12 protein-coding genes and 1 pseudogene are annotated in these 16911 nt (G+C 69.8%); 7 read left to right on the top strand and 6 right to left on the bottom strand.

Going from position 1 to position 16911, the window contains the following annotated elements; all coding sequences use genetic code 11:
* Positions 1-7: 7 nt before the first annotated feature.
* The 5 genes from QA861_RS29550 to QA861_RS29570 all read left to right on the top strand — a co-directional run bounded on the left by QA861_RS29550 (position 8) and on the right by QA861_RS29570 (position 4547).
* Complete coding sequence (locus QA861_RS29550; protein ID WP_334591733.1) at positions 8-1570, top strand: FAD-dependent monooxygenase; 1563 nt, start codon at positions 8-10, stop codon at positions 1568-1570.
* On the top strand, positions 1567-2028 hold the full coding sequence (locus QA861_RS29555) for an acyl-CoA thioesterase (protein WP_334591734.1): 462 nt from the start codon (positions 1567-1569) through the stop codon (positions 2026-2028). The genes QA861_RS29550 and QA861_RS29555 overlap by 4 nt, the downstream gene beginning before the upstream one ends.
* A gap of 99 nt (positions 2029-2127) precedes the next feature.
* Complete coding sequence (locus tag QA861_RS29560) at positions 2128-3003, top strand: NmrA family NAD(P)-binding protein (RefSeq protein ID WP_334591735.1); 876 nt, start codon at positions 2128-2130, stop codon at positions 3001-3003.
* A gap of 57 nt (positions 3004-3060) precedes the next feature.
* Positions 3061-3816: a dienelactone hydrolase family protein gene (locus QA861_RS29565; RefSeq protein ID WP_334591736.1), complete on the top strand. Its 756-nt coding sequence runs from the start codon at positions 3061-3063 to the stop codon at positions 3814-3816.
* Positions 3817-3956: 140 nt separating this feature from the next.
* Positions 3957-4547: a chromate resistance protein ChrB domain-containing protein gene (locus QA861_RS29570; RefSeq protein ID WP_334591737.1), complete on the top strand. Its 591-nt coding sequence runs from the start codon at positions 3957-3959 to the stop codon at positions 4545-4547.
* Positions 4548-5345: 798 nt separating this feature from the next.
* Here the strand turns inward: QA861_RS29570 and QA861_RS29580 are convergent.
* The 4 genes from QA861_RS29580 to QA861_RS29595 are packed head-to-tail and all read right to left on the bottom strand — an operon-like array spanning position 5346 to position 10274.
* Positions 5346-6212, bottom strand: a complete 867-nt coding sequence (locus QA861_RS29580; RefSeq protein WP_334591738.1) for a fumarylacetoacetate hydrolase family protein — start codon at positions 6210-6212, stop codon at positions 5346-5348.
* 34 nt (positions 6213-6246) lie between these two features.
* Positions 6247-6822, bottom strand: a complete 576-nt coding sequence (locus tag QA861_RS29585) for a VOC family protein (RefSeq protein ID WP_334591740.1) — start codon at positions 6820-6822, stop codon at positions 6247-6249.
* A 42-nt stretch (positions 6823-6864) separates the two neighbouring features.
* Entirely contained in the window at positions 6865-8805 is a 1941-nt protein-coding gene (locus QA861_RS29590; RefSeq protein ID WP_334591741.1) for an AMP-binding protein, read from the bottom strand.
* 53 nt (positions 8806-8858) lie between these two features.
* On the bottom strand, positions 8859-10274 hold the full coding sequence (locus QA861_RS29595) for an amidohydrolase family protein (protein ID WP_334591742.1): 1416 nt from the start codon (positions 10272-10274) through the stop codon (positions 8859-8861).
* 576 nt (positions 10275-10850) lie between these two features.
* Here QA861_RS29595 and QA861_RS29600 point away from each other — a divergent pair.
* Both QA861_RS29600 and QA861_RS29605 read left to right on the top strand, forming a co-directional pair.
* Positions 10851-11696, top strand: coding sequence for an NmrA family NAD(P)-binding protein (locus QA861_RS29600; RefSeq protein WP_334591743.1), 846 nt, complete (start codon positions 10851-10853; stop codon positions 11694-11696).
* 69 nt (positions 11697-11765) lie between these two features.
* Positions 11766-11888: pseudogene (locus tag QA861_RS29605) on the top strand (transposase); the annotation flags it as partial.
* Positions 11889-12000: 112 nt separating this feature from the next.
* Here QA861_RS29605 and QA861_RS29610 read toward each other — a convergent pair.
* Together QA861_RS29610 and QA861_RS29615 are read right to left on the bottom strand one after the other, a co-directional pair.
* Positions 12001-14133: an alpha-galactosidase gene (locus tag QA861_RS29610; RefSeq protein ID WP_334591744.1), complete on the bottom strand. Its 2133-nt coding sequence runs from the start codon at positions 14131-14133 to the stop codon at positions 12001-12003.
* A gap of 104 nt (positions 14134-14237) precedes the next feature.
* Positions 14238-16850, bottom strand: coding sequence for a carbohydrate-binding protein (locus tag QA861_RS29615; protein WP_334591745.1), 2613 nt, complete (start codon positions 16848-16850; stop codon positions 14238-14240).
* Positions 16851-16911: the final 61 nt, after the last annotated feature.

Below are 16911 nucleotides of genomic sequence, written 5' to 3' on the forward strand. Positions count from 1 at the left end.
ATGAGAGATGACGGCTCGACGCGTACACATACTCGGAGGCGGCCCCGCCGGCATGTTCGCGGCCCGGCTGCTGGCCCTTCGACGCCCCCACTGGCAGGTGTACGTACACGAGGGACGCCCACCCGCGGAGACCTTCGGCTTCGCCGTCGGTCTCACCGGCGGCCTCCTCGAAGCCCTCAGGAACAGCGACAGCGCCATGTCCCAGGCCGTCACCGAAGCCGCTCACCCCTTCTCCCGCAGTGGTTTCCGGCTGCCCCAGGGCAACGCCACCCTCACCCGGTTCCACACCGGCGCCATCAGCAGGACCCGACTGCTGCGGCTCCTGCTCAACGGCGCACTCGCGGCAGGCGTGCGGGCCTGCGTCGGCCGGGCCCGTGACGTGACCGACCTGCTCGACGAGGCCGACCTTGTCATCGCCGCCGACGGCGCGGCCAGCCCCACCAGATACCGGTACCGGGAGGAGTTCGGTGCCGAAGTCACCGAGGGCCGCAACCAGTTCCTGTGGTGCGGCGCGGTGGCACGACTCGACGGCGGCGTCTTCATGCCCGTACACACCGAGGACGGGCTGTTCGTCGCCCACGCCTACCCCTACGGCGACACCCGCTCCACGTTCGTCGTCGAGGCGTCCCGCGAGACCCTGGACCGGGCCGGACTCGGCGACCGGACGCGGACAACCGACAGCACGTCGGACCACGAGGCGCTGAAGCACCTGTCCGAGGCGTTCGAACCACTGCTGGGTGGCGGTTCCCTGACGGGCAACCAGTCACGCTGGAGCCCGTTCCACACCGTGCGGTGCGCCCGCTGGCAGCACGACAAGGTCGTACTCCTGGGAGATGCCGCCGCGACCACCCATCCCTCCCTGGGCTCCGGCACGAAGATCGCGATGGAGAGCGCCATCGCCCTGGTCGACGCCCTGACCGCGGCGCAGGACGAATCCCTCACTGAGGCGCTGGGGCGGTTCGAGAGCGCCCGGCGTCCGAAGGTCGAGCGGCTGCAGGAGCGAGCCGGGCGCAGTCAGCTGTGGTGGGAGTCGTTCGAGGCGCGACAGCACCTCGGCCCCGCCCGCACTGCCCTGTCCTATCTCACCCGGGCCGGCGCCGTATCGCTCGACGACCTGACGGTGTCGGACCCCGGGCTGGTCTCGCGGGCCCTCACGGAGTTCGCCGGCACGGAGCCCGGCCACGCGGCGGCGACGGGCCCGGGGCTGACGCGCTGGGTGCTCGGGCAGCCCGTGCACACACCGGGCAACCGGTATGCGAGCCGCCTGCGCGACAACGCCGCGGCGGACACCGCGACCCTGGAGGTCCGCTCCGGCGACGCCTGGGGACCGGGAGCCGACAGTCTGCTCGACCGGGCGCGCGCGTCCGTGGACCGGGGCGCCGATGTCATCCGGCTGACCGGGGCGGACTCCCGTGGCTCGCTCCTCGACCGGCTGGCCTTCGGGGAACGGCTCCGGGTGGAGCTCCCCGTCCTCGTCGAGGTGACCTCCGGCGCCCGGCACCTGCGCGACGCCGTGGACGGCGTGGTCACGGGGCGCACCGACCTCGTCCATGTACCGGACGCGTCATGACGACGACGGCCGACGGCTCCGAACCGCTGCTGCGGCGTCGGTTCCGGGTCGCGATGGGCGACACCGACGCGGCCCAGGTGGTGTACTTCGCGGCGCCCGCCCGCTGGGCCGAGAGCATGATGAGCGAATGGCTGGTGACCGCGGGCTTCGCGACGTCCCGGCTGCTCGCGGCAGGCCTCGGTACCCCGGCCGTGCACGCCGAGTTCACGTACCGCGACTGCCTGCGCCTGGACGACGAACTGGACGCCTGCCTGCGGTTGGAGAGCCTGTCGAAGCGGTCCTTCACCATGCGCAGCGACTTCGCTGTCGTCGGCTCGCCCGAACCCGCGATGCAACTGCGTCTCACGCAGGTGTACGCACGCGTCTCGGATGCGGCGCTGGAAGCCCTCCCCCTGCCGGGCGAACTGGTCAGGCGCCTGCAAGGTCACCGACGGCCCGCGCGGTTACGACTTCCCTGAGGCACCGTGCACCACGGCCCCGCACCGCGGGGGCCCACGGCGCCGCAAACGCACCACGACAGGCACCCCTGAACAGCGGTACAGATCCCAGGAGTTGTGTTGATCCTCGTACTAGGAGCCTCCGGTGACACCGGCCTCGCCGTCACCCGGGCCCTCGCCGCCCGCGGAGCCGAGGTACGCGCCTTCATCCGCGACACCGGCAAGGCCAAGAAGGTCCTCGGCGCGGGCGCCACCGAGGTCGCCGAGGGTGACCTCCGCGACCTCGCCGCCATCGAACGGGCCGCGACCGGCTGCGAGGGTGTCTACTTCATCGGCCCCCGCTTCATGCCCGAGGAGGCGCAGCTCGGCAAGGCCGTCGTCGACATCGCCGAGCGCACCGGCATCCGCCGTTTCGTCTTCTCCGGCGTCTACCACCCCTCCATCTCGGCACTCCTCAACCACCAGCCCAAACTGGCCGTCGAGGACCACCTCTACAAGACCGACCTGGAGTTCACGGTCCTGCAGCCCTCCCGGTTCATGCACGGACCGCTCGTCTCCGGCTGGGCACGAGCCGTCCAGGAGGGCGTGTACGCCGACGCCTTCAGCCCCGATGCGCGGATGGCCTACGTCGACTACGAGGACGTCGCCGAGGCCGTCGCCATCGCCTTCACCGAACAACGGCTGGTGCGCGGCACGTTCGAGCTGTCGGCACCCGGCGAGTACACCGCCCGTGACATCGCCGCCCATCTGGCGGAGGCGCTCGGGCGGCCAGTTCGCGCGGAGCAGGCGGCACTCGACCAGTACGGCCCCGCCGCCCAGCAGGGCCTGCTGGCGAGCCCGTTCGCCGCCGAGGGCTTCAAACGACTGCGCGAGTACTACGACGGCTACGGCTTCCGCGGCGGAAACGGTCTCGTACTGGAGACCATCCTCGGGCGGGAGCCCACCGGCATCGCCGCCTGGATCGCCCGGCACCTGCGCACCCGGCAGAGCACGTGAGCGGGCAGATCACCCGCGCCCCACACCGACCGTCCACCACCAGCGAGAGACTCCTCCATGTGCCACAGTGACCTTCCCCCGGGGCAGCCGGCTCCCGATGCCGTGCGCCGCGAGGTCGACATTCCCCTGTCCACCGGTGAGGTGATGCCCGCCCTGCACGTCGCCGCGGATCCGGACGCGCCCGGCGTGTTGATCATCGCCGACATGCTCGGCCGCAGCCCCTTCTACGAGAACCTGGCCGCACTGCTGGCCGCGGCCGGCTTCCAGGCGCTGCTGGCCGACGTGTTCTTCCGCCAGGGGCCGCTGCCCGAACCCGGTGCCGAAGCGGCGATCGCCCGCCGTGCCCGGCTCGACGAGAATCAGAGCCTCGACGACCTTCGTGCAGCCGTCGACTGGCTCGCCCGGCGCTCGACCGGCACCGCGGTGGGCACGATCGGCTTCTGCATGGGCGGCACCTTCGCGCTCGATCTGACCTCCACCCAGGACCAGTTGGTGACGGTCTCCTACTACGGCTTCCCCGAACCGCCCGCCTGGGTGGTGACCCCGCCGCCCCGCCCCGTCGACCTCGTCGGCTCGCTCCGTGGACCCGTGCTCGCGTTCTGGGGCGACCAGGACACCACCGTCGGCATGACGAGTGTGGAGCGCTACGCCGAACGGGCGGCGGCCGCCGACCCGCACTTCGAGCACGCGGTCCTGCCCGGACTCGGCCACGGCTTCCTCGGCTCGTCCGACCTCGGTGACCCCTCCGACCCGGGCAGCGAGACCTGGACGCGGAGCGTGGCGCATCTGCGCAGCCATCTGCACGTCGGCTGAAGCTCGCCGCGGCCAAGGCGCGCACCGACTCCTTGCGCGCCTCCCCCGGCAAAACCCCGGACGCCGTCGACGACCGCGTCTCTCTCCCACACACACAACACCTCGTTCGCGCACCTCTCCCATCATCCGAAAGGCCATCGATGCGCTGGGCCACGCTTGCTCATGTTCACCTGGACCGGGTCGCCTCCCCCTGGCTGGTACGCCGGTTCGTCGACCCCGAGGCGGAGTTCGAGTTCGTGGAGTGGGGCCTGGACGGCGGCCTCCCCGACCCGGCCCGGCTGCGGATCCCCGAGGGCTCGACGCCGATCGGGATCCCCGGTGTCCCGCTGGGACTGCACGACGAGAACGGGCCGTGCTTCCAGAAGGTGCTGCGCGCGTACGACCTCGACGATCCCGCGCTGTGGCGCATGGAACGGATCGTCGCGGCGGGCATCAGCAACGCGCTCGGCACCCCGGCGCGCCCCGACCAGACCGAGGAGGAGCGCGTGCTCGGCACCGCACTCAACCTGGTGGGGAGCGCGTTCGGCGTCGCCTACGACGACGCCGAACACCTTGAGAACGCGCTCTCGCTCTACGACGGCGTCTACGAGCTCTGCCGGATCCGGGGACTACCCGAGGACGTCGTCGCCGGTGCCCCGAAGCACCCGCCCCTGCGCAACCCGTACCTGCGTGACGCGCTGGAGCGCGCCCGGCAGTCGTCGGCCGACACGCCCCGCCCGGCCGGCGCCTGAGCCGCCGAGGTCACGAGAGTAAAGACCGTACGGGGCACGGCGACACCCTGCTCGACCGGCTCGCGATCCGTGATCTGGTCGAGAACTGGAGGATCTTCCACGACAACCGCGAATGGAGACCGCTTCCCTGAGGCCTGGCACGACGACAGGGTGCTGATGACCGCCTGGGGCGGCAAGGCGACCCCGCAGCAGTTCGTCGGGGGGCCACCAAGGCCTTCGCCGAGGGCAACCGGGCCCTGCACTCGGGCGGCGCGGTGACCGCCCTGGTCAACGGCGACCGGGGCTTCGCGATGTCGAAACCGCGGATCACGCAGCGCGGGCTGGTCGAAGGTGTCGTGTGCGACGTCACCTGTATCGGTGTCATCTTCGACTTCGTGGAACGGCGCGAGGGGCGCTGGGGGCTCGTCCTGCGCCAGCCGGTCTACGAACGCGACTTCATCGCCCCGGCCGACTTGCCCAGCAAGTCCTCTACCGTGATCGGGCGGGCGGGACCACGTCCTCGACGGGGCTCGACGGCGTACGCACGACCGTCGGTTTCGACAACTCCGGCAGCCAATCATCCACCGCGTCGTCCAGACCGATCCGGCCGTCGTCCCCAATCTCAGTACCGCCGCCGCCATCACGAGCTTGGCCAGCGAGGCGATCCGGAAGATCGAGTCCCGCCGCATCGGGGCGCTACCGTCGGTGTCCACCGAGCCGGCGGACACCACCTCGACCTCGCTGCCGCGAGCCACCAGGCCCACCCGCCGGGGGCCGTCCCGGCGTCGACGCACTGGTGCACGGCGTCGTCCAGGGCGCTCATCTCGGACGGCGTGCGGCCTTGGCGGTGGCTGTGAACCGGTGACGCATCTCGCCGATCACTTCGGCACGGCTGACCAGCTCGTCGTCGGGCCCGATATAACGCTGCGGACGACGGCCCCAGCCCACACCGGACGGCGTACCCGTGAAGATCAAATCCCCCGGCAGCAGTGGCAGGATCTGCGACAGATACGACACCAACTCGGACACCGGGAAGACCAGATCACTGGTCCGCGTCCGCTGGACCTCCTCACCGGACAGGAATCCACTGATCTCGATGTCGTCCGGGTAGTCGAACTCATCCACCGACACCACGGCCGGACCGATCGGCGAGAACCCGGCATACGACTTGCCGAGGCCGAACTGCTGGGGCGCCGGCCCCGACAGCTGCAGCTCCCGCTCCGACAGGTCCTGGCCGACGGTCAGGCCCGCCACATGCCGCCAGGCGTCCGCCGCTTCGACGCGATACGCCTGCGCACCGATCACGGCGACCAGTTCCAGCTCGAAGTCGACGGTCTTGGTGGGCAGTTCGACGGTGCTGTACGGCCCGGTCACCGAGGCGGGGAATTTCGTGAAGATGAACGGCGCTTTGGGCAGGTCCAGGCCCGACTCCGCCGCGTGCGCGCGGTAGTTGAGGCCGACCGCGAAGATCTGACGCGGGCGGGGAACCGGTGCGAGAAGCTGCGCCTCGTCGACCGGTTCCGCGTCCGTGAAGTCCACCTCCCGCGCCAGTTCCAGGAGTTCGTCCCATCGGGCGTACACCGCCATCGGATCGGAGGTGAACCAGCCGTCGCTCGCGATCTCGACGTCGAGCCAGTGGCCCGCCCGTTCGAGACCGGCCCGACCGCCGTGATTGATGATGCGCAATGCTAGCTCCGTCAGTGAGTCGGGTGACCGTGGTTCAGGCGCCGGTCAGGATCGGCATGGGGTCGGGCAGGTCGGGGCTGGTCTTCAGCGCCCAGGCCCGGGTGATCAGCGCCTCGGCCGCCGTACCCTCACGGCGGGCCCGGGCCATCAGCTCGGGCTCGAAGGACACCCCGACCGGGTCGGCGCCGTACTCGGCCCCGTGCATGTAGGCCGTGGCCTCGTCCGGGGTGGCGAAGTTGTCGACCTGCAGCTCGGCGAAGTTGCCGTCCGGGTCCTGGTAGTACAGCGAGGTGGTGATGCCGTGCTGGATCGGCACCCTCGGCTCGATTCCCTTCTCCTTGAGGGAGGCATAGCGCCCCAGCAGGTCATCCAGGGTCTCGAACGTGTACGCCGTGTGGTGCATGGCGGCCGTCGTCGGCGACTTGCGCTCCAGCGGCACCGGAGCGCCGAGCAGGGCGATCCGGTGGTGCTCGTCGTCGAAGGTCATGAAGCACAGCCCGTGCCCCTCGAACACCACATGGGCGTCGAGGACGGTGCAGTACCAGTCCCGCATCTCGGCCAACTGGCTCGTCTGCAGCACGACGTGGGCGAACTTCGGTGTTGTGGACATCTTCGGCTCCTTGGAAGGACAACTCCATCAGGGGTGAAAGGGTCAGGACTTGTGTGCGACCGCATCCCGGATACCGTCCAGGGCCTCGGGGTTCTCCGCGCTCGACAGGTCGCCGGGGTCGGAGCCCAGGGCCGCCGCCCGTATCGCCCGGCGGAGGATCTTCGCGGATCTCGTCTTGGGCAGCTGGGCGACTCTGCGGACGAGTCCGGGCGTGAACGGCTTGCCCAGTGCGTTGGCCACCATCTGCCGCAGCTCGGACGAGACGTCCTCGGCGGCACCCTCCCGCGGCACCCAGAACGCCCAGATGCCCTCGCCCTTCTTCGGATCCGGTACGCCCACCACGGCGGCCTCGGCGACCGCCGGGTGGCCGATGAGCACGGCCTCCACCTCCGCGGGGGCCAGGCGCTTGCCGGCCACGTTCATGACGTCGTCCGAGCGGCCGAGCACGAACCACTGGCCGTCCTCGTGGACGAGGGCGAAGTCTCCGTGCCGCCATACACCGGGAAAGAACGACCAGTAGGACTCCAGGTAGCGGTCGTCGTCCTTCCAGACGCTGCGGGTCATGGCCGGCCACGGCTGGCGGCACACCAGCTCGCCGACCTGGCCGCGTACTGACCGGCCCTGGTCGTCCACCACGTCGACGTCCATGCCCAGCGAGGGGCCGCCGAGTGAGCAGCTCCGGATCGGCTCGACCGGGTAGGGGGCGAGGAAGGAGCCGCCGACCTCGGTGCCGCCGGAGAAGTTGATGACGGGCACCCGGCCGTCGAAGACGTCCCTGGCCAGCCAGTCGTATGTCTCCTGGTCCCAGGGTTCTCCGCTGGAGCCGAGGGTCCGCACCGAAGAGAGGTCGCCGTCGGTCCGTTCGCTGTGCGCGCCGGCCCGGACGCCCCTGATCAGGGTGGGCGACACCCCGAGCATGGTGACCTCATGGCGTTCGACCAGCGACCACAGCCGGTTGCTGTCGGGCACGTCGGGAGAACCCTCGTACAGCACCAGCGCGGCACCGTTGGCATGCACTCCGAACACCGACAGCGGACCCATGATCCACCCCATGTCGGTGATCCAGCAGAAGACGTCACCCGGACCGACGTCGAAGGAGTACGCCACCTCGCTCGCCGTCTTCACAAGGAAGCCGGCGTGGGTGTGGACGGCTCCCTTGGGCCGCCCCGTGGTGCCCGATGTGTACGCCAGCAGCAGCGTGTCCGTCGCCGCCAGCGTCACCGCCTCCCCCGTGTCGTCGGCACCCGCCGCGAGATCGCTCCAGAGCGTGTCCCGCGCGGAGGTGGTCTCGGGGCGGGCGTGGAGATTGCCCACCACGATGACGTGCTCCACCGTGGGGCAGCTCTCCAATGCCTCGTCCAGGACCGGCTTCATCGCGACCTCGCGGTCGCGCCGGACCGTCCCGTCGGCGACGATCACGGCCTTCGCGTCGGCGTCCTGCAGACGCGCGGCTACGGCCTGCGGCGCGAAGCCGGAGAACAACGGCACCAGCACCGCCCCCAGTCCAGTCACCGCGTAGCAGGCGGCGACCGCCTCGGGGATCATCGGCATGAACAAGGCGACCGCGTCGCCCTTGCCGATCCCCAGCCGCCGCAGCCCACCACGGACCCGATCGACCTCCTCGCTCAGCTCACGGAAGGTAAGCGAACGGACCCGTCCGTCCTCCGTCTCATGGACGACGGCGCACTGATCGGCGGAGAGACCGACCGCCCACCGGTTCAGACACGCGTCCACGATGTTGAGCTCTCCGCCGACGAACCAGTCAGGGTGTTCGATGCCGGCGGAGAGGTCCAGAACCCGCTCGTGCCGCCTGCGGAACGGCAGGCCCAGGTCCGCCAGCACCGCGTCCCAGTACCAGCCGACGTCCTCCACCGAGCGCGCGCGCAGTTCGGTCAGCGAGGCCAGACCGTGCGCCCGCGCCAGGCGCATGACGTTCGCGTTTTCGATGCGCTCGGGCGTGGGCGTCCAGACGTACTCACTCATCACCGGCTCCGGGTTGGCATATCTGATATCAGGCGGGTCAAAAAGACGCGGCCCTATTCGCTGTCCGAGGCCAGGTAGACGGCGTTGTCCGGGTGGGGCGGTGTCCAGCCGGGTGTGATGCCCGCGCGTTCCAGCAGGCCGGTTCCCGCCGCCTGGGCGTCGGCGTGCAGTCGCTGGATGTCGACGCCGACGAGCTCGCCGTCCTTCTTGACCCGCTTGCCTGCGATGAAGACGTCGGAGACCACAGCGCGGCCCGCGCTGTGCACGACGTTGGCGACCGGGTCGTGGACGGGGAACATGGACACGTGCCTCGTGTCGATGGCGACGAGGTCGGCCTGCTTGCCGACCTTGAGGCTGCCGAGCCGGTCCTCCTGGCCCAGCGCCCGGGCGCCCTCGATGGTCGCCATGCGCAGGGCGTCACGGGCCGTGAGCGGCACCGACCAGGGGTTCTGACCGGCGGACAGCGAGACGTCGTTGGACTGCGCCCGCGGGATCGCCAGCGCGAACCGCATCGCGGTGAACTGGTCGCTGCCGACGTTGAGGCAGGTGTCGATGCCGATGTTGGGGTACAGCCCGGCCGCGACCATCCGCCCGATCGGCGGCCAGCCGTGCCCCATGTTGCACTCGTCCTCCGGGGTCACCGACGCGGTCACCCCGTGATCAAGCATCAGCTTGATCTCGTCGTCACTGAAGTAGTTGCAGTGACCGAACGCCAGATCGTCGCCCAGCAGCCCCTCCTGGTGCATCAACTCGATGCCGGAGCGGCCCGGCATCACCGCCTGCCCCAGGTGCATGTTGATCCGGATGCCCAGCTCCCGGGCGAAGGCGAGGTCCTGCTTGACGACCTCCATCGTCAGGTGGTCCGGGCCCATGCCGGCCAGACCGATCGTGACCAGGCCCGTGTCCGACGAGTACTTCTCCCGCAGCCGCCGTACCTCGACGGTGTTCGCGGGCGTCGTGGCGAGGAACGGCGGCTTCAGGCAGTTCTGCAGGTCGATCACGTTGGCGCCACTGCCGAACTTGACCCGGAAGCCGGTCGACTCCAGACCCGCGAGCAGCGCGTCGATGTGTTCCCTGGACGTCGACTGCTGACACCAGTCGAAGGCGGCCGTGACGCCGGTGTCGATGGCGTCCAGGGCGCCCAGCCGCTGCGCGACGTACAGGTCGTCCGGGGTGAAGCTCGGACCGAGCTTCGTGATGATCGACGTCAGGTACTCCATCAGCGACCAGTTCGTCCCGAGACCACGCATGAGGATCTGGTAGATGTGCCGGTGCGTGTCGATGAAGCCCGGGACGATGATGCGGTTGCTCGCGTCCACGACGCGTGCCGACCCCTCGGCGACCGCGAGATCCTTGCCGATCGCGGCGATCCGGTCACCCTCGATGAGGATGTCGGCCACCCCGTCGGGCACACCGGGCTCCATCGTGATGACGGTGCCTCCACGAATGAGTGTGCGCTCCTCAGCCATCCCTCGCCGTCCCTCCTGTTGTACACAACGAAAGCACTGGGGGTGTGACGCCTGATGCAGGCAGCGGCTCGACGTCACATCGAGGTGAACACTAGGACTGGATCGACAGACGGGTCAATAGTTTGACGCCAATATCAATACCATGAAAGCGCGCCATTCCCGACAGGCGCTCCGCGGCTCACACCTCCGACAATCACCGGCGCAGGCGGCCCTGCCTCAGGGCTTCACCGAACACCCGCCGGGGCGAGTCCAGGACCTGCGGGACCACCTCGACCACCGTCACTCACACCGGTACGCCCGCCGCCCGGTCCGGGGCGCCACCACCCGCCGCAGCGGATGGGTCAGGGTCACAGCCCTTCCATGTCTTCATGCAACCACCGAAAAGCCAGCCCACTGACTACCAGGGCAATTATTTTACGATGACGTTGACTCCTTGATCGGAGCGGACCTACCGTTGACGCGGGATGTGCGGCCCAGCCGCCGACGACTGCCCCTCACGGGCCTTGATCGCGCGCTTCTCCGGCCCCCTGAGGTCACGCCCATTTCTCACGAATGCCCCCGAAGGGATGGTTTTCCATGAGCGGTCAAGTCGTGGTCGCCGGAGGTTCCGGCGCCGCCGGACGCCCCCTGCTACGCGAACTGCTGCGGCGGGGCCTCGACGTCACCGCCGTCACCCACAGCGACGAGGGCGCGACGCGGTTGGGGGCGGCGGGGGTGCCCACCGTCGTACACGCCGACCTCGGGGACGAGTCCGCGCTGCGGGCCGCCTTCTCCGGCGCGCGGGCGGTGTACGTGATCCCTCCCGCGCTGCATCCGCACGAGGACGACCTCGCCATCAACGCGGTGCACGCCGCGGCCGCGGCCGAGGTGCCGCGGTTCGTCTACCACTCCGTGCTCCAGCCCTACACTCCCGCACTCCGCAATCATCTGCGGAAGTCGCGCGTCGAAGCCTTTCTGCGCGACAGCGAGCTGCGATGGACGATCCTCCAGCCGTCGATCTACGCTCAGGTCATCCTCGGCATACTCGCGCGCGGCGGCCCCGAGGTGTCCGTGCCCTTCGACCCGGACGCCCCGCTGTCGGTCGTCGACGTCGCCGACGTCGCCGAGGTCGGAGCGAAGGTACTCACCGAGGACGGACACGACTACGCGTCGTACGAACTCTGCGGCCCGATGACCACACTGGCGGAGATGGTGGCCGTTCTCGCGGCCCACCGCCATGTCGAACTGCGCCCGGTCCCCGTGCCTCCGTCATCCGCTCCCCTGCCGCCCGGGGCACTGGCGGAACCGCTCTCCGCGGCCGACATGATCTCCACCTTCGCGCACTACGACGCCCACGGCTTCCGGGGCAACCCGGCCGTTCTCCGGTTCCTGCTGGGCCGTGCGCCGCTCGATGTCGCAGGCGTGGTCGAACGGGAGCTGTGAACCCCGCAAGGTTTTCTGATCCCCGACGGCCTCCCCGCCTGGGACGAGCTGATCGCGATAACGGCTACAAGAACCTGCCGCTGGTCCACCAACCCGCTGGAGCGACTGAACCGGCAGGTCAAGCATCGGGCCGACGTCGTCCAGGTCTTCCCCAACCCCGCCGCATCGGACCGGCTCGCCGCCGCGGTCTTGACGGCGTTGTTGACGAGCCCCCGCCCGCCGCGCGCCTTTTCTGCCCGGCCAGGCCACGCGCGCGTGCCGGGCATAACTCGATCGCTGACACCGTCGAGGTGGCGCGCCGTCGTCAGGCCGGCTCGCGGACGAGGTGGACGAGTGCGGAGGCATAGTCGTCCGCGGCGAGGTCCAGGGGCAGTCCGTGGCTGAGCAGGATGGCGCCATGGTGCACGATGCCAGTGGCCGTGTCGCGGTAGCGGGCGGCGGGGTCGAGTGCACGCAGGGGCAGGGCCGGGTCGTGGTGTCCATAGTGCCGTGACCGTCGCAGGGCGATCACTGCGGCTTCCCGGCCGTCTGGGGCGAGGTACTGCAGCGCGCTGAGCTCCCCGCCCCCGGGGGGCCGCAGCCGGTGCTGCTCGCCGAGCTGGACGAGGTGACGTACGCGCTTGTACGCGGCGACGAGTTCGCTGGCGCGGGCCAGTTCGGTCTCGCTCCACCGGTTCAGGTCGCCGCCGATGCCCATGACACCGTTCATGGCGACGTGGAAGCGGAAGTCGAGGGGCACGCTGCGCCCGGTGTAGGGGTTGGGGCTGTCGGTGACCCAGGCGCCCATGACCCGGGCCGGGTAGAGCTGGGAGAAGCCGTGCTGGATCCCGATGCGGTCGAGCGCGTCGGTGTTGTCGGAGGTCCACACCTGGTCGGTGCGGGCGAGGATGCCGAGGTCGAGGCGGCCGCCGCCGCTGCTGCACGTCTCGATGCGCAGTCCCGGGTGGTCGGCGCGCAGCCGGTCGAGCAGGGCGTAGAGGTTGTGTACGTGGTCGATCCACAGCCGGTCGGGGTCACCGTCGGCGTCGGGCCAACCGGCCTCCGTGAAGGGGCGGTTCATGTCCCATTTGAGGAAGTCGATGGCGTTCTTCGACAGCAGTTCGTCGAGCCGGCCGTGCAGCCAGCCGGCCACATCGGGGCGGGCGAGGTTGAGGACCAGTTGGTTGCGGTGTTCGGTGCGGCGGCGGTGCGGGTGGTGGAGCACCCAGTCGGGGTGGGCGCGGTACAGGTCGCTGTCGGGGTTGACCATCTCGGGCTCCACCCACAGGCCGAACTGCATGCCCAGGTCGTGCACCCGGTCGATCAGAGGGGTGAGGCCGTCGGGGAAGCGGTTCGGGTTGGGGGTCCAGTCGCCGAGACCGGCGGCGTCATGGGTGCGGGCGCCGAACCAGCCGTCGTCCATCACGAACAGCTCGGCGCCGAGCGCCGCGGCCTTCTCGGCCAGCGCGATCTGACCGGTGACGTCGATGTCGAACTCGGTCGCCTCCCAGGAGTTGTAGAGCACCGGCCGCAGCTCCTCCGGGTGCGGCAGCACATGGTCCAGGGCGTGCCGGTGCCACAGACGGGACGCGGCTCCGAAGCCGCCTTCGGTGTACGCCCCCGCGCAGACCGGGGTGGCCAGCTCCTCGCCCGGGAGTAGCTCCCAGGTGACCGGGTCGTGGCCGAAGCCTGCGGACAGGGTGGCCCGTTCGGTGGGCAGCCGTTGGGCGGTCAGCCGCCAGCTGCCGCTCCAGGCGAGGGCGCACGACCAGACGGCGCCGTGCTCCTCGTCTGCTTCGCCGTCGTCGATCATGGCCCAGGGGTTGGTCTGGTGTCCGGTGGTGCCGCGGCGGCTGGTGAGGAGGGTCTCGCCGTAGGGCAGCGGGGTCCGGTTCAGCTGTGTCTCGGCGTTCCACTGTCCCCGCACCTGGCTCAGGCGGTACTCACGCAGCCTTGGCAGCACCCAGGTGGCGGAGTCGGCGCGCACGACCGTGATCGCGCCGTCGGTCTCGCTGCCGGTGTGGCGCAGGACGAGGTGGCGTTCGATGACGTCGGTGCCGGTGCGCAGGCGGTAGCGCGTCTCAAGAGTGAGGGGGTAGTGCCGGTCGGTGAACCGCAGCACCAGTTCCGTGCCGTCCTCGTGTTCGATCACCTCCTGGCCGGCCGGGTCCGGTTCGAGGTCGCGCACACCGTCGGGGAAGCGGACCTGGACGCCCGCGTGGGCGTAGCGCAGGGCTCCGGCGGTGTCGAGGTCGAGGGTACCGTCGGCGGGGTCCTCAAACGACCGGCGGCCGGGCTCCGGGTGACGGAGCAGGGAGACGGCCTGTTCGAGGGTGAGGCGGGGGCCCCAGTGCAGGCCGCGCAGTCGGTCGGCGTCGTCGAGGTGCAGCACGTAGCTGGAGCCGGGTCCGGACAGGACCCACAGCCGGTGCTCGGGGTCGTGGGCGACGTTCGGCATGGCGGCCTTTCGGGGTGTGGCGGTCGGGCGGCGAGAACGTGCGTCGGCACGCGAGGGGAAGGGGCCGCCGCCGGGCTCGGCGGCGGCCCCTGGGAGGGGAACGGTCAGCCGTTCACCGGGGCGACCTCGATGTAGTCGATGTCGGGTGCGTAGGAGGAGGAGTTGGAGAACTTCAGGGTGTTGGTTCCGGAGTTGAGGTTGACCGTGGTGCCCAGCGACCAGTAGTCGTTCCAGCTGTAGGTGTTGCGGAAGGTCAGCGTGCTGGGGGTGCCGCCGTTGACAGTCAGCTGGGCGGTGCGGGACTCGACGTTGATGTTGTAGTTGCCGGTGCCGGCCCGGTCGTTGTTGGAGTAGTGGACGACGACCGCGTACCGGCCGGCGGCGGAGGCGTTGACGTTGCCGAAGGCCAGCGTGTTGGCGCTGCCGTTGCCGACGTAGCCGACGTTCTTGCCGCCGGAGGCCCAGGTGTCGGACTGCGCCTTGGCCGCGCCGGCCAGAGTGCCGTTCTCGGCCTCGTACTTGGCCACTCCGGTGGTGTCACCGGAGCCGTCCACCTTGAGGTCCCGCAGGGTCAGCGCGGTCCCGCTGTTGGGGCTCACGGTGATCCGGTTGATGCCGGCCGCCAGGTAGAGCCGGGTGCTGGAGGTGGTGGCGGCGCCGGAGGAGGAGCCGTAGGTGGCCACCGTGGTGCCGTTCAGGGCGAGCCCGGTGCTGCCGCCGGCGGAGGTGTAGTCGGTCTTGACCGTGTAGTAGCCGTCGCTGGGGGCGTAGGCGTCGAAGGTGGCACCGTCGCCCGAGGTCATGGCGAGGGCACCGGTGCCGGTCTCGCCGACATCGCTGTACGAGTACGACGGGCTGCCGCTGACGTCCGCGAGCGTGGCCTCGTACGCTGTCTCGGGGGTGCTCTGCGCGGCGGTGAGGTCGATCTTGTCCAGGGTGACCTGCCCGGCGGACGTGCCGAGCGTCGGGTCGGTCACGGCGAGGGAGACGGTGTGGCTGCCCGCGCTCAGGCTGACCGGGACGGTGACCGTGGAGCGGTACTGCCAGTTCATTGTCGACGGGTAGGTGACGAACTTCGGGTTGGCACCGTCGATGCGCAGCACCTGCTGGGAGGGGGAGCCGTTCTGGTTGCCGTAGAAGACGCGCAGGTTGTAGGTGCCCGCGGAGGGGGCGTTGACGGTGAAGACGACCTTGCTGTCGCTCTGGCTCAGGTAGCCGACGTCCTTGGTGCCTGAGGTGGCGTAGCCGCCGGCGTTGCTCACGGTGCCCTGAGTGACGATGCTGCCGTCGGTGATGGCGGCGTTCTCGGCCTCGTAGGAGGTGCTGGAGGGCACGGTGGGTGTGGCGGCGGTGCCGCCGCCGTTGGGGGTGACCAGGATCCGGTAGGCGGACATGCCGTTCAGGCCGGTCAGCGGGACCGTGACGGAGCCGCCAGAGGGGGTGAAGGCGGCGCGGGAGATGGTCCGCGGCGGGGCTGAGGCACCCTCGTAGCCGCTCCAGTCAAGGGCCTGGACGGTGACCTCCACCTTGCTGCCGAAGGTGGCGGACGGGATGTTGTTGATCACGACGTTGGTGTCGGTGGACGAACCTCCGACGATCACCTGGGCCTGCTTCCTGGCCGTGTCCAGGGAGGCGAGGCCCTGCAGGGTGTCGATGGTGTTCGCCTGCGGCGGCGTGGTCTGCACGCTCTGGCCGGTCATCTGGGCGTACCAGTGCCAGAACCACCATGAGCCGTTGGGGATGTTGGTGTGGACGGTGTTGCCGTCCATGTTGCCCGCTATGTCCCAGTACGGCTGCTCGGCGTAGACCTTGGTGTCCTCGAACATCGAGGCCCACTGCACCAGTTGGCCTGGCACCGACTGATCGCGCCGGTCGGCGTACTCGTCGATGTTGATGGTGATGGGACTGATACCGCGGGCGCTCTCCAGGGAGCGGTAGGTGCTGTAGTGGCCCCGGTAGTTGGCGAGCGACGCCGGGTCCAACTCGTGCCAGGTGAATACGTCCGGCAACTGGTTGTTGGCCTTGGCGTAGGTCAGGAAGTCACCGAAGAACTTGCTGTTGAAGTGGGCCGTGTTGGGCCCGCCGATCTTCGCTGCGGGGAAGTCGCTCTTGATGCGCTGGTAGGCGGCGCTCCAGTCGGAGTCGAACTTGTTGAGGGCCGTCTGGTAGGTGGTGGTGTTGGTGCTGCCGATGCCGGTGTACCAGTTGCCGTCCGGCTCGTTGAAGGGGACGAAGACCACCTTGTTCGCCCAGGAGGCGCCCTTGACCGTGTTGACCGCGGTGTCGATCTTGGTGAGGTAGTCGCTGATGCCCAGGTTCTGGTAAGGCCAGTCCGAATACTCGTCCTGAATGTTGGTGTACATCGTGCCGCCGCCGTTGCGGAAGAACGACGGGGCGACGTCCATGATGTCGCCGTTGGGGTGCTGGGCGCCGTTCGGCGGCTTCTGGGAGCCGGTGGTGAGCTTCAGCGGCGCCAGCAGGTTGTCGCTGGGGACGCCGTCGTCGCTCTGCCCGTACAGTGCGCCGTTCGAACCGTGGAGGACGGCACCGTTGGTGTTGCCGAGGTCCACGGTGAAGGACTGGGAGGCGGCCTGGGCGGTCTGCGGGAAGGCGAGCGCCGTGCCGACCAGGGCCGTGACGGCGAGGAGCGCGCTGGTGAGCTTCGCTCTGGTGTGCCTGGGCGGCGCAGCGCCCGGTGTGCGGGTGTCGAGGGACATGGGGACCTGGCTTTCTCCTCCCGCGGCACTGCGGGAGGACGGATCGGGGAACGGGATGTTA

The sequence above is a fragment of the Streptomyces sp. B21-083 genome (assembly GCF_036898825.1).
GTDB lineage: Bacteria > Actinomycetota > Actinomycetes > Streptomycetales > Streptomycetaceae > Streptomyces.

Coding starts and splice junctions, on each gene's coding strand:
- QA861_RS29610 (WP_334591744.1), bottom strand. CDS start 14,133: ATGCCGAACGTCGCCCACGACCCCGAGCACCGGCTGTGGGTCCTGTCC.
- QA861_RS29595 (WP_334591742.1), bottom strand. CDS start 10,274: ATGGCTGAGGAGCGCACACTCATTCGTGGAGGCACCGTCATCACGATG.
- QA861_RS29585 (WP_334591740.1), bottom strand. CDS start 6,822: ATGTCCACAACACCGAAGTTCGCCCACGTCGTGCTGCAGACGAGCCAG.
- QA861_RS29550 (WP_334591733.1), top strand. CDS start 8: ATGACGGCTCGACGCGTACACATACTCGGAGGCGGCCCCGCCGGCATG.
- QA861_RS29600 (WP_334591743.1), top strand. CDS start 10,851: ATGAGCGGTCAAGTCGTGGTCGCCGGAGGTTCCGGCGCCGCCGGACGC.
- QA861_RS29565 (WP_334591736.1), top strand. CDS start 3,061: ATGTGCCACAGTGACCTTCCCCCGGGGCAGCCGGCTCCCGATGCCGTG.
- QA861_RS29590 (WP_334591741.1), bottom strand. CDS start 8,805: ATGAGTGAGTACGTCTGGACGCCCACGCCCGAGCGCATCGAAAACGCG.
- QA861_RS29570 (WP_334591737.1), top strand. CDS start 3,957: ATGCGCTGGGCCACGCTTGCTCATGTTCACCTGGACCGGGTCGCCTCC.
- QA861_RS29615 (WP_334591745.1), bottom strand. CDS start 16,850: ATGTCCCTCGACACCCGCACACCGGGCGCTGCGCCGCCCAGGCACACC.
- QA861_RS29555 (WP_334591734.1), top strand. CDS start 1,567: ATGACGACGACGGCCGACGGCTCCGAACCGCTGCTGCGGCGTCGGTTC.